12 protein-coding genes are annotated in these 12,634 nt (G+C 68.8%); all 12 read right to left on the bottom strand.

Annotated elements, in window-relative coordinates; genetic code table 11:
• Window positions 1-85: 85 nt before the first annotated feature.
• The 12 genes from IDM45_RS14390 to IDM45_RS14335 all read right to left on the bottom strand — a co-directional run bounded on the left by IDM45_RS14390 (window position 86) and on the right by IDM45_RS14335 (window position 12,592).
• Entirely contained in the window at window positions 86-1,636 is a 1,551-nt protein-coding gene (locus tag IDM45_RS14390; RefSeq protein WP_209423460.1) for a polyamine aminopropyltransferase, read from the bottom strand.
• A gap of 241 nt (window positions 1,637-1,877) precedes the next feature.
• Window positions 1,878-3,062 (bottom strand): Wadjet anti-phage system protein JetD domain-containing protein, encoded by a 1,185-nt coding sequence (locus IDM45_RS14385; RefSeq protein WP_209423459.1) that lies wholly within the window; start codon window positions 3,060-3,062, stop codon window positions 1,878-1,880.
• A complete protein-coding gene (locus IDM45_RS14380; RefSeq protein ID WP_209423458.1) occupies window positions 3,059-6,436 on the bottom strand; it encodes an ATP-binding protein in 3,378 nt (1,125 codons plus the stop codon). Before IDM45_RS14380 ends, IDM45_RS14385 begins: the two co-directional genes overlap by 4 nt.
• Before the next feature lie 2 nt (window positions 6,437-6,438).
• Window positions 6,439-6,780, bottom strand: coding sequence for a HepT-like ribonuclease domain-containing protein (locus IDM45_RS14375; RefSeq protein ID WP_209423457.1), 342 nt, complete (start codon window positions 6,778-6,780; stop codon window positions 6,439-6,441).
• Window positions 6,770-7,072 carry a nucleotidyltransferase family protein gene (locus IDM45_RS14370; RefSeq protein ID WP_209423456.1) on the bottom strand — a complete coding sequence of 101 codons (303 nt, stop codon included), beginning with the start codon at window positions 7,070-7,072 and terminating at the stop codon, window positions 6,770-6,772. Before IDM45_RS14370 ends, IDM45_RS14375 begins: the two co-directional genes overlap by 11 nt.
• Before the next feature lie 68 nt (window positions 7,073-7,140).
• Window positions 7,141-7,698 carry a DUF4194 domain-containing protein gene (locus IDM45_RS14365; RefSeq protein WP_209423455.1) on the bottom strand — a complete coding sequence of 186 codons (558 nt, stop codon included), beginning with the start codon at window positions 7,696-7,698 and terminating at the stop codon, window positions 7,141-7,143.
• On the bottom strand, window positions 7,695-7,847 hold the full coding sequence (locus IDM45_RS14360; RefSeq protein WP_209423454.1) for a hypothetical protein: 153 nt from the start codon (window positions 7,845-7,847) through the stop codon (window positions 7,695-7,697). The genes IDM45_RS14365 and IDM45_RS14360 overlap by 4 nt, the downstream gene beginning before the upstream one ends.
• Window positions 7,848-7,892: 45 nt before the next feature.
• Window positions 7,893-8,399, bottom strand: a complete 507-nt coding sequence (locus IDM45_RS14355; RefSeq protein ID WP_209423453.1) for a GNAT family N-acetyltransferase — start codon at window positions 8,397-8,399, stop codon at window positions 7,893-7,895.
• Window positions 8,396-8,674 (bottom strand): type II toxin-antitoxin system TacA family antitoxin, encoded by a 279-nt coding sequence (locus IDM45_RS14350; protein WP_209423452.1) that lies wholly within the window; start codon window positions 8,672-8,674, stop codon window positions 8,396-8,398. The genes IDM45_RS14355 and IDM45_RS14350 overlap by 4 nt, the downstream gene beginning before the upstream one ends.
• 205 nt (window positions 8,675-8,879) lie before the next feature.
• Window positions 8,880-9,818 carry a GSU2403 family nucleotidyltransferase fold protein gene (locus IDM45_RS14345; protein WP_232653845.1) on the bottom strand — a complete coding sequence of 313 codons (939 nt, stop codon included), beginning with the start codon at window positions 9,816-9,818 and terminating at the stop codon, window positions 8,880-8,882.
• Between the two features lie 112 nt (window positions 9,819-9,930).
• A complete protein-coding gene (locus IDM45_RS14340; RefSeq protein WP_209423450.1) occupies window positions 9,931-11,427 on the bottom strand; it encodes a DUF3375 domain-containing protein in 1,497 nt (498 codons plus the stop codon).
• 46 nt (window positions 11,428-11,473) lie between these two features.
• Window positions 11,474-12,592, bottom strand: coding sequence for an ISAs1 family transposase (locus IDM45_RS14335; protein WP_209422546.1), 1,119 nt, complete (start codon window positions 12,590-12,592; stop codon window positions 11,474-11,476).
• Between the last annotated feature and the right edge of the window lie 42 nt (window positions 12,593-12,634).

Genomic DNA, 12,634 nt, shown 5'->3' with positions numbered 1-12,634 from the left:
AGCATGCAGTTCACGGTAGGAAGGACAGGACGTATCCAATTGTCACGAATCCGCTTACCAGGCAGTGGCCTATGGCCAATGCCGCTCAATGCCCGACCCGGCCCCATTCCTGCTCGTAGCTGTGGACCAGCGCCTGGTTGGACAGGCGGTTGACCGGCGCCGGCACGCGCGCCATGTCGCGCGGGAAGTCCAGCAGCAGGGGCAGCGTGGCCGCGTCCAGAAAGCGCAGGCCGGCGGGCAGCTCGCGCGGCGCGCGCCAGGGCCGCTGGCTGGCGATGACGTAGCCCCATTCGCCAAAGCTGGGCACGTGGGCGTGGTAGGGCACGGCCTGCAGGCCGGCAGCCTCGATGGTCGTCACCACCGTCCAGAAACTCTGGCGCGCCACCAGCGGCGAGGTGGTCTGCACCACCGCATGGCCGCTGGCCGCCAGGTGCTGGCGCAGCAGGGCGTAAAAACTGTCGGTGTAGAGCTTGCCGATGGCGAAGTTGGTCGGGTCGGGAAAGTCCACCACGATGACATCGAAGTGGCCCAGATCGGGCTGCTGCAGCCACTGGAAGGCATCCTGGTTGACCACCTGCACGCGCGCGTCGTGCAGCGCGCCGCCGTTGAGGCGTGCCAGCTGCGGGTTGTCGGCAAACAGCCGCGTCATGGCCGGGTCGAGCTCGACCAGCGTGACCGACTGCACCGAGGGGTAGCGCAGGATCTCGCGCACCGCCATGCCGTCGCCCCCGCCCAGCACGGCCACGCGGCGCGGCCCGCCGTGCGCCGCCATGGCCGGATGCACCAGCGCCTCGTGGTAGCGGTACTCGTCGCTCTCGGCGAACTGCAGGTTGCCGTTCAAGTACAGGCGCAGGCCCTGGCGGCCCTGGGTCAGCACGATGCGCTGGTAGGGCGTGGCCTGGCTGAAGATGATGCGATCCTGGTAGAACTTGTCCTCGGCAAAGCGCGTGAGCTGCTCGGCGCCGAGCAGCCCGGCAGCCAACGCGGCCAGCACGGCGGCGCAGGCCAGCGCATGGGCGCGGAACTGGCGCAGCTCATGGCGAAACAGCCACAGCGCCCACACCGCCACGGCCGCGTTCATGAAGCCGAACAGAAAGCCCGTGCGCACCAGCCCCAGCTGCGGCACCAGCAGCAGCGGAAAGGCCAGCGACACCGCCAGCGCCCCGAGGTAGTCGAACGTCAGCACCTGGCTGACCAGCTCCTGCAGCCGCACGTTGCGCTTGAGGATGCGCATGACCAGCGGGATCTCCAGCCCGACCAGCGTGCCCACCAGCAGCACCAGGGTGTACAGCAGCACCCGGAAGGCCCCCGGCACATGTGCGTTCACTATGAAAAGAATAGCTGGCAGCGCACCACCCACAAGGGCTACCAGCAGTTCTATGCGTAGAAAATGCGCCGGCAGCTGGCGCTCGAAATAGCGCGACAGCCACGAGCCCACGCCCATGGCAAACAAATAGGTGCCGATGATGGTGGAGAACTGCAGCACCGAGTCGCCCAGCAGGTACGACGCCAGCGCGCCGGCGGCCAGCTCGTACAGCAGGCCGCAGGCGGCGATGACGAAGACGCTGGCCAGCAGCGCCACGTCGGTGGCGCGCGGGGTGGAGGAGCTGGCGGGCGCGGCGGCGGGTGCGGTCATGCCAGCGCTGCTCCCGCTGGCTGCGCCAAGTGGCCAACCGTCAGCCAGCCGGGCATGGCGCGTTATCCAGGTTGCGCATCCAGGGGCGCACCCGCGCGGGGCAAGCCGTGCGCTGCACGCGTTTACTCGACCGGGCTGGGCGATGGCTTGGTGGGTTCACGGTACGGAGGACGGTTTCAGTTGCGCAGTGCGCGCGCCAGCGGGACTGCGGGGTGGGTGCGGCGAGCCTTTCATTTTCCGTTCAGCCACCCAGCGCCCAACCCTCGACCGCAGCCCGCACCCATTCGCCGTCCAGAAACTCCTGCTCCAGCCGGCCCCGCGCCAGCCCCTGCAGGTGCTCGAACAAAGTCTGCTGCGGCGCCGGCAGCAGGCCGCCCTGCGGCGGCGGGGCAGTGACCGGCTCGGCCACGGCGCGCTCGGCGTGGCGCTCGAAGGTGGCCGCGTCCATCAGCAGCGGCTGCAGCGCCGGCAAATGCTCGCGGGCGCGCGCCAGCATGGCCAGGCCCCAGGTGTCGATGTCGCCCCAGTAGGCGATGCGGCGCTGCTGCAGCCAGGGCGCACACAGCCAGGCCAGATTCAGCCCGGCCCCCAGCACCGCCACCGTGCCGGCCAGCGGGCGCGGCAGCAGGTGCAGGCAGCGTTCGTTTTCCACCAGCAGGATGCGCCCGGCCTGCACCGGCAGGGCGCGCTGGCGCAACTCGCTGGCCGCCACGCGCTGGCGCTCGAAGGGCAGCAGGCCCGGCGCCAGCGGGCACAGCAGCAGCCAGTGCTCGTCGCCCGCGCTGGCGCCCAGAAAGGCGCCCAGGCCCTGGCGGCTGGCCTCGCCGTCGAACAGCACGTCCAGCAGCGCGGTCAGCAAGCTGGCGTGGCGCTCGAAGAACTTGCTGTCGTTGCCCGCCACGGCCAGCGCGCGCAAGGGCCGGCCCTGGGCGCAGCCAGGGGCCAGTTGCAGCGCCAGGCAGGCGGCAGCCACGACCTGCTGCGTGGGCGTGTCGCGCCACAGCGCCGGGCGGCGCAGCAGCAGGCGGTGCAAGCGCGCATCGGTCTGCGCCAGCAGTTGCTGCAGCGCGCTCCAGTCGGCGCGCAGTTGCGCGTGGCCGGCGGGCCGCAGGGTCTCGATGGCGGCCAGCAGCTGCGAGGGGCGCGCCAGCTCCCACTGCAGCGGCAGCAGCACCGGCGCGGCGCCGGCCTGGTAGCGGCGCTCGCTCCATTGCAGCGCACCCAGGCCCTGCTGCGCGATGGCGCGCCAGGCCTGCAGGTGCTGGGCAATGGCCGGCCCGTCGTCGCGGAACTGGCGCGCGCTGGGCGCGCCGATGGACAGGCGCAGCGGCCAGGCGCTCCTGGCCTGCAGGATGTGCCGCTCGCGCCAGTCGGCGCGCTGCCACTGGCGCGCCAGATGTTCGGCCAGCGCCAGGGGCGATTTCATGCAGATGCTCCAAAATCAATAGCTTCTGGCGCTTGCTGGTCAACGGTTTCCAGCGTTTTTTGCATGAAACCCGCCGTGCTGGCGTGCTGCTGAGCGCGTGCGCCGATCTCCTGCCACGACAGGCTGGCCAGCAGCGCCTGGGCGCCGCGCCGCTGCACCAGCACGGCGCTTCTGGTGTGCTGGCGCAGCAGGCGCAGTTCCTTGTTGGGCGTGACGAACAGCGCGTGCAGGCCGAACTCGTGCAGCGCCTGGATGATGCGCGCGGCCACGGCCTGGGAGCTTTTGGAGAACGCCTCGTCCAGCACGATGGAGCCCATCAGCGGCAGGCTGCGCCCCGGCGGGCACAGCGCGTAGGACAGTGACGCGGTGAGCACGTAGCTGGCAATGATTTCCTTCTCGCCGCCACTGCCGCCCTGCGAGCCGGTGCGCCGCTCCAGCACCTGGCCGCTGGCGCGGTCGAGCACGTGTACGGCGAACTGCAGGCGGTAGCGCGCGTCCAGCAGCGCCTGGGCGGCCTTGGTGCGGCGGCTGGCGCCGGCGTGCTCGCGCAGCAGCTCCACCATGGCATGCAGGGCGCGAAAGTGCGCTTGGCCGCCGTCGTCGATGTGGCGGTCGCTGCGCAGCTTGCGCAGGCAGCGCTCCAGCTCCTGCAGGCTGGGGTGAACGATGGGCTGCGGGTGCAGCTGCAGGTAGCGCCCGCTGTGGAAGTCCACCCGCGCCAGCGTCTGGTTGAGCTGCGCCAGGCGCTCGACGATCACGTCCACCTGCGCGTCGATGCCGCCCAGCAGCGTGCTGACGCCCTGGTCGGACGCCTGGTTCAGATAGTCCTGGAAGCGCTGGCGCTTTTCGGGCAGGGCTTCTTCCTCCAGCGACTGCAGGCGCTGCAGGTAGGGCGCCAGCGCCGGCACCTCCTGCGGCTGGTCGGCCAGCGCGCCACGGTCTTCTTTTTGCGCGCGCGCCATCTGGCGAATGATGTCCTTGTGCAGCTCGGCCAGGCGGCGCTGCTGCTGCGCCAGTTGCTCGGCGGCGCGCTGCTGGGCCTGGCGTTCCTGCTCCTGCAGCTGCTCGCAGTCCGGTGTGATGCGCAGCCAGCGGCGCAGCGCAGCGTCCTGCTGCGCCGTGGGCTCGTCGCCCGGCACGCGGGCGGCGCAGCGCTCGTGCTGCAGGTGCGCCTGGCGCAGCTCCAGTTGCTGCGCGGCCTGGCGCTGGTCGAGCTGGCGGCGCGCCTCCTCCAGCGCGGCGCGCACCTGGGCCGCCTGTTCGTGGCGCGCCTGCGCCTGGGCGGTGTCGGACTGCGGGTCGAGCAGCGCAGCCAGCCGCGCCTGCGTCACCGCCGCCTGCTGCTGCACGCCGGCCACGTCCAGCGCATCGAAGCGCAATGCCTGCAGGCTGGCCCACAACTGGCGCTGCTGAGCGGCCTCGGCCTGGCTTTGCAATGCTTCTTTCTTGATAGCTGTCAGCGCTTGCCAGGACTGGGTTTGCGCCTGAATTTGTTCATGCAACTGCGCCAGCCGGTCGCGGTTGTCGAAGCCGGTCATCCAGTCCTGGTCGAGGCGCTTGTGGTCGTGCTTGTCGAAGTGCAGCGCGCGGCCCGACATCAAGCCCTGCGCCGTCATGGTGTGCGGCGTGGCGCGCAGCGCCTCGGGGCTGTCCACGCAGTGGCGATCAAGCTCGGTCAGCAACTGGCGCAGCGCGCCCTGGAGCGCGTGGGCCTTGAGCTGCAGCCGTGCGGCAAAGCCGTCGTCCCAGAACACGGGTGGCTGCGCCGGCGTGCGCGCCTCCAGTAGGCGCACGTGCAAATGGTTGTGGCGCTGGTTTACCCAGGCCAGCGCCCGGTCGATGGCCTGCGGCGGCACCAGGATGCGCAGGCGCTGGCTGCCCAGGGCGCGCTCGATGGCGCCGCGCCAGGCGCGTTCGGCAGCCGGCACTTCGATCAGTTCGGCGACGAAGGGCAGCGCATCCTCGGCCAGCGCCAGCTCGGCGGCGAGCTGGGCGCGGTATTGCTGGAACTGCGGCGGTACGTTGGAGCCGGGGCGCTGGCGCACGGCCTGCTCCTGCTCGCGCAGCGCCTGCAGGGTGGCGCGCTGCTGATGCTCCTGGGCAATGGCGTCTTCGGCGGCGGCCTGCAGGGCCTGCTGGCGCGCGTCCAATTGCGCCAGCGCCGGCGCAGCTTGCGCCTGGTGCGCGGCCAGCGCGGCGGCGCTCAAGGCTTCGGGCCAGTCCAGCTGCAGCTGGCGCGCCAGTTGCCGGTATTGCTGCACGTGGCTCTGGCGCTCGGCCAGCAGTCTTTGCTGCGCGGCCAGCTCGCGGCGCAGGTCTTCGATGCCGGCGCCGCCGGCGCCCAGGTACAGCGCCAGCAGCTCCTGCTCCTGCTGGCGCGCGGCGTCGATCTGCTGCTGCGCGCTGTCCAGCTGCGCCTGCAGCGCCTGCAAGGCCGCATCCAGCGCGGCGGCGCGCGCGCCCCACAGCCGCACGCCCTGGCGCGCGAACCAGGGCGCAATCAGCGCCTGCAAGTCCTGCTGCTCGGCCACGGCGGCGGACTGCGCGGCTTCGCTGGCAGCCAATTCGCGCAGCGGCAGCAGCGCCAGGTATTGCCGGTTGGCCACGTCCAGCTCGGCGTGGATGGCGGCCAGTTCGTCGAAGCTGGCCGCCACCTTGAGCGCGTCATCGAAGGCGCTGTGGTCGTCGAGCACCAGTTCGCGGAAGATCTCGTCGATGCTGTTGAGCTGCTTCAAGCCCGCCGCGCGGTTGAGCAGGGTGAAGGCGTTGGCGCCGACCTCGAAGAAGCGCTGCACCCGCGCCAGGTAGGCGCTCTTGCTGCTGAACATCTGCAGCCCGTCGCTGGATTTTTCCAGCCGGGCCAGCGCCCGCACGCCGCCGCCGTGGTGCTCCTCCAGCCAGGCGTCCAGCCCGTGGCCGGCGCCGCGCGCAAAGAACCAGCGCTTGTTCATCTCGGCCGCGCTGCTGGCGCTGCCATCGAACCACAGCAGCGCGCCCAGGGTCAGCTCGTCGCGCTGACTGCCGTCGCCCTCGCCGGCACGGCCTTCGCGCACGAACTGCGCCGCCAGCCCCGTCACGCAGCGCCCGGGGCGCGCCACCGGTGCGCCGCCGTCGCTGGCCAGGCCCTGGCCGCTGGCGCCGCGCACGTAGCTGGCCAGGTCGCGGTCGCTCTCGTGCCCGCCGGTCGAGGCCAGGTTGTAGCGCGGGTGCTGGCACAGCAGCGTCATCAGCGCGTCGATCAGCGTGGTCTTGCCGCTGCCGGTGGCGCCCAGGATGGCCGTGTTGCCGGCATCGAACTCGGCGCGGTGGCGGCCCGAGAAGGCGCCCCAGTTGTACAGGTGCAGGGCGTGCAGGCGGTAGCTGGAAGGGGTCATCCTCAATCGGGCTGCAGCAGGGCGTTGACCTGCTGGCGCAGGGTGGGCAAACGGGTTTGCACCACATCCCACACCAGCCTGTCATCCACCTGGGCGTAGCCGTGGATCAGCAGGTTGCGAAAGGCAATGATGCGGCGATATTCACTGATGCCTTCCACCAGGGCGCCGTTGCGCCTGGCCAACTGCGCCAACGCTTCGCCGATGATCTCGAACTGCCGTTCCGCCGCAGCGCGGAGCATGGCGTTGGCCTCGTAGTCCTGCCACGTCTTGCCCTGCACGAACTCGGCCAGCAGCCCGCTGGCGTATTGAATGTCATACAGGTATTTGGCGTGCTCAAGCTGCATACAGGGGCGCGCGGCTGGCTTCGACGGATTGGCGGAAATAGGGGTTGCGAATGGCACTGTCCACCACCAGATCGACGGGCTTGTGCAACAGGGATTGCAGGGCGCTCAGCAGGCCGAAGTAGGCGTCGGCATAGCCTTCTTTCATGGGCTCGAACTCCACCAGCAGGTCGATATCGCTGCCGGCGTGCGCGGTGCCGGTTGCCGCAGAGCCGAACACATCCAGGCGCCGTACGCGGTAGCGGCGGCACAGGGCAGACAGTTCGGGCTTGAGGGCTTGCAGGTCAGCGGCCATGGTCGCCGTGATTATGGGATGTGCGACTGCGGCGCTGCCAGAGCTGCCGCAGGCGTCTTGCCCGGTGCTCATGATGCTCTGGATGCTCCCGCCTGCCCCAGCTCCCGCAAATGCACCAGCAGCGCCTGCAGGTTCTCCGGGTTTGCCAGATGCACGATCATGGGGCGGATGGTGAGCTGATCCTGGGCATCCACCTCGGATACCACGCCATGCGCGCGCAGCTTGTCCAGCAGCTCCAGCAGGCGCTTGCGGTCTTGCATGTCGCTGCCGGTGGCGCCCAGGTAGATCTCCAGCTGGGCCAGCAGGCCGTCCAGGCCCAGCCGCACCGCCACGCCCAGGCCGCCCTCCTGCTCGCGCTGCAGGAATTCGCGGCGCAGCACGGCCAGCAGCAGCGACTGCTCCAACGTCAGGCGCTGGCGGCGCACCAGCGGGTGCGTCCACTCGTCCTCCTGGGCATCGTCGGCCTGCCAGCCGGGCGCCACGGCCACATAGGCCAGGCCGCGCAGGTCGTCCACGCGCACCTGCAGATCCAGCGGCTCCAGCAGCGCATCGACACGCGCCGTGTTGCTGGCAATCTGGCGAAACAGCTGCGGCTTGGCGGCCTGCTCCAGCAGGCCCGCTTTCAAAAGCTCCTGCAGGGCGCGGCGCAGGGGCTGGGGGTGGCGGGCGCCGGCGCGGCGCGGGGCTGCGGTGCGGGTTCACCGTCGTCGGCGGCGGCGGCGCTGGGCCGGAGCGCGGCGGCCCATTGGTCGAAGAGGTCGGAAGAAGCGGGCATGTGCAATTGGGAGCAGAACTGCTTGCATCATTGGCTCTTCAGGCTTCAGGCCACCAGCGCCTTGAAATCCTTGAGCAGCAGGAACAGATGATGGTAGGAGTCTGTCGGACTGGGCTCGAACTCCCAGCCCTCGTACCAGCGCCGGGCGGCTCCGTCCTTGGCGTGTACCAGCAGGTAGCGGATGCCGGCAATGTCGGCCGCCTGCGCCGTGCGCAGCAGGGCGTCCCTGAGCAGCGCCCGTCCCAGGCCCTGGCGTTGATGCGCAAGGTCGATGGCCAGCCGCGCCAACAACATCACCGGCACCGGGTGGCGCGCCATGCCTTGCATGACCCGCTGTGGTGCCACCTGCGGCTGTACGCTGCCAACGCTCAGGCTGTAGAAGCCGACCACCACGTCCTGCTGGCAGCAGACGTAGGTCTGGGCGTTGTGGGCTTTCTGGTTGACCAGCGCGTAGCGTTGCAGAAACTGGTTCAACGCCGGCTGGCCGCAGTCAAAGCCTTCAGTCCGGTCGCTGGCAGCCAGCTTGCGGATGGCCGTGTAGCGCTGGCTCAACCGAGGAATCCTGACTCGCGCAGCAACGCTTGCAGGCGCGGCTTGTGCTGTACCGGGCGATCGAGGGCGGCTTCGAACGCCTGCCACTGCGCCTCGTCGAGCAGAAACTGGCGCCGATCGGCCAGCGTCTGCGCCGCTGCCGTGAGGCCGGCGTCGAGCAGGAATTCGCTGACGTTCTTATGGCTGGCGCGCGCGGCTTCCTGCAGCAGCTGTTTGGCAGGCCCGCTGGTGCGGACGTCGATGCGCTCGGTCTTGGCGAGGGATGGACTGTTCATGGGCTGCTCCCTGGCTAAAAAATCTCACAAATGTCCGGATAACGTACGGCTGCCATGTGAAAAATTCAATTTATCCCGCCACGGAGAATGTGCCGATAAGCCTTGCCATGCTGGAGCAGGGACACCCGCGTGGCGGTACTGGTGGACTGTGGCAAAACCAACCGGCGCATCGCCAAGATCTGCGCACGCCCAGGCCCGTCATGCGTCACACAGGGCCTGATTCTGGCAACAACAGCCCTTCATCGAGCAAGGCCTGCACGATGTCGGCCTGGCGCTGGTCGCGGCGGCGCTTGGCGGGCGGGCGGTGCGGCGCCTCGGCGGCCATCCAGCGCTTGAAGGCGATGAAATCGCCCGGCGCCACAGTCCGCATATAGGCCATTTTTCCATTGGCGCCCATGACGATCTGCTCGAATGCCGGTGCCTGGGCCAGGCGGTTGGCTCGCAGGGCTTGCACGGGCCATAGATCATCCTCGTCGGCAGAGAACCGGAAAGGGTGGGGATCATCGCCCTGTGCCATGCGGCGCAGAAAGTCCACCTCGAAGCCCCTGTCGTTGATGGCCGTCTCGTTCTGCCCTGCCTTGCGCTGAAAGCTCTTGTCCGCGCGCTGCAGCACGCCCAGCATGGACACCCCGGTTTTTTGCAGGTCGGTCAGAAAACGCACCCGCTTGCGTGCGTCCCATAGCAAATCCACATCCTGCGTCGCCAGGGCACCCTGGACGATGCGCACCCCTGCAGCAGCTTCGTAGGCGTACAGGGCATGGGTACCGACCACGATGAAATGCGCGCCCAGGCCCGCGTCGTGCAGGGCCTGCAGCACGGCAATCACGGTCGCCGGCACCCTGCCTGCCTTGACGGCCTTGTTCATGCGCTCGGCTTCGCGCAAGGCATCGTTCAGAGAGCGCAGCCGCTCCTGCACGGCTTGCTTGCGTTCGGTGAATTCGGCATACACCTGTTGCGTTTCGGCATTGCGCGGGCCGATGCGGTGCTGGCCGTTGTTTCTGTCGGTGCGCACCAGGTATTCGTACACCCCCTGGCGCTTCCAGTACATCCCTCCCTGAAAGCGTTCACCTTCGCGCCGCACGCGGGCATGCTCCTCGAACACGGTACAGGCGTCGATGGCCTGACGCACAGCGTTGTCGGGCAAGGCGATGAAATCCATTGGCCGTATAGTAATTAGAAATTGAAATTCATACGGCCAATTTCACCTCGGTCCATGTGGCCACAGTGATACGCAGCCGCTGCGGGCTTGACGAGCATCAGCCCGGTCTTGCCTGCAGCCCTTCCACCGCCACCTCCACCCTCGGCACCACAAACCGCCACGCTCGCCCATCCGCGCCCTCAAGCTCGACCTGCTCGACCTCCAGCCCCTGCACGTCGCCCCCGCCCTCACCCGCCCAGGCCAGCCACTGCGCCAGCGTCTCCAGATCGTGCTCGCCCGGCGGCAGGGCGCGGGCCAGTTCGGCCAGGCTCAAAGGTCGGCCGCGCGCTTCCAGCAGCGCCAGCGTGTCCCGGCGCAGCGCCTCAGTATCCAGCCCCTCGAAGGCCTGCCAGAACTCGGCGTCCATGTCGGCCAGTTGCGCGTATTGGTGGGTCAGCAGCAGTTCGGCGGCGCTCTCGCCATCGAGCGACTTGGCGCGCAGGCGCTCGATCAGCGGCAGGTTGGCCAGCGAGATCGACAGCGGCAGCAGCGGCGCCGGGCTGCGGCGCGTGGCCTGGCGGCTCCAGTCGATGGCCAGGGCCTGGCTCAGGATGTCGCCCAGCAATTGGCCGACGCGCTGGTTCTCCGCCGCCTGGCCGGTCTTCATGAACTGCGCCACCTCGCGCTCGCTGCGCGCGCGCACGTCCTGCACCAGCTTGGCTTCCTTGATGAGCTGGGGCACCAGCAGGCGCAGTTCGCTGCGCTGCAAATCGTCCAGCGCCTGCCCGGCCAGCAGGTGCTGGTCGATGGCGCGGATGTGCGCGCGCATGTCGGCCAGCTCGGCCCGGTCGTCGAGCTGCTGCTGGAAGCTCTCGAACACCCGGCCCTCCTGCGTGTGCAAGAGCGCGGCGTGGCCACCCAGCAGCTGGTCGATCACGGCGCCGCGATGCTGCTGCGCGCTCAGGATGGCCTGGCGCAGCGCGCGGTCGGCCTCGCGCCAGGAGTCCTCCACGCGGCGAAAGTCCGCCCGCAGGCTGCTGGCCAGGGTATAGACCTCGCGTATGCCTTCGATGACTTGCGCCGGTGCCAGCGGCTGCACGCGCCCGGCGCGCACGTCGTCGATTTGCTGGCGCAGCTCGGCCAGGCGCCGCTCCAGGTGCGCGGCGCGGCGCTCGGGGTCGGGGTCGAGCGCAGTGGCCAGGTTGTCGATCTCGCGCTGCACCGTCGCCAGGCGCGAGGCGGTGGAGGTCATCATGCGGCTGTCGAGCTGGGCCACGAAGCGCAGCGCGGTCTTGAGCGCGTCGGTCTCGAAGATGCGACCTTCGCGCTCGGTGATGAGGGCGCGGCGGATCCACTCACGCAGTTCGCGCCGGGCCTGGGCGGCGGTGTCGGTCGGGTCGATCTCGAAGTCGCTGTCGTTGGCGTGCGCGGCCAGCATGTCGGCCAGCGCCTGCACCGCCGCATCGAACGGCACGCCACCGGGCTGGTGCTCCAGCAGCGCCTCCAGGCAACTGAGCATGAGCGGCGCGCGGCGCGAGGCCAGCAGCAGCCAGGCCGGGTGCTGGCGGCGGGCGAGGAGGTATTTTTGCGTGCGCTGCTGGTTCAGACTGGTCATGGCGGCGATCGATGGGCGCGTCAGGCGCAGGGCAGGGCGATCGCATCTAAATGCATAGCTCCATGACCCGCTCCAAGTAGGTCAAGTCCCAGCCCGCGCGTTTGCGCTTGGCCTTGAGTCCGGCCTTCACGCTGGTGTCGGCTTGCAGCATCTGCTGGGCTATGCGCCTGAGCAGCGCTTGGTTGTGCGCAGCGTGGTCTTTCTGGCTCAGACCGCTGTCGTCGCCCATGCCCACATCCAGGCTCCAGTGCAGCTGGTTTTCCACGCTCCAGTGCCCCCGGATGTATTGCGCCATTTGCTGGGCGCTGGTGTGTGCGCTCAGGCTGCTGAGGTAGTAGCTGGTTTGTTCGCCGACTCGCTCTTGGCCTGGCAGTTGGCGCGTGCGCACCACGCGCACCACGCTTTGCAGCTGGGGCCAGTGCTGGGCCGCACGCTGCAGCGCCGGCGGCAGTGCCGACACCTGGTACTTGCGCGTCTCGATGCGCCCGTGGCCTTTGTCTGAGTCACTGAACGTTTGCTGGCCCCTGTCAGCTTCAGCGCTTTCAAAGTGTTTCTTGCACACGTTGAACATGTGCCGCTGATTGCCCTTGAGGCTGAGCACGTAGTGGGCACCTTGGTCGGCGATTTGCTTGGCAATGGCTTTTTGGCAGCCCATGGCATCGATGGTGATGGTGCACCCACCAATGTCCAACAACTTGAGCAACTCAGGAATGGCCGTGATCTCGTTGCTCTTGCCATCGACCTTGCGCTGGCCCAGCAGCAAGCGCTGCTCAGATGCCCAGGCGCTGACCAAATGCAAACTGTGGTGCGCACCCTTGCCCTTGCGGTGGGCGCTGCGCACGCTCTTGCCATCGATGGCCACATGGCCCGAGGCGCTCGCAGACATACCCTTGAGCCATTGCTGCAAGACCTGTTCGAGTGCATGTGGATCCAGGCGGCGAAAGACCCGCGCGAAGGTGTCGTGCGAGGCAATGCCGCAGGGCAGGCGCAAAAAGCGTTGCAGCCAGGCCTGGTGGGCCTGGGCAAACTCCACCGTCTCGATCCAGTTGTCTGCTCCGGCGACAGTAGCGCACAGGGCGATAGCCAGCAAGTCGATGAGCTCATGGCGGCGGGTGCGCTGCACACGGGGATCGGGAATTTGTTGGAGCAGTTGCAGCAGGCTCAAGGTCGCATCCGGTTGGCTTTAGGAGCCTGCACTTTGCATCAA

Source organism: Melaminivora jejuensis, assembly GCF_017811175.1.
GTDB lineage: Bacteria > Pseudomonadota > Gammaproteobacteria > Burkholderiales > Burkholderiaceae_C > Melaminivora > Melaminivora jejuensis.
This window is presented reverse-complemented; position numbering and strand designations above follow the sequence as displayed.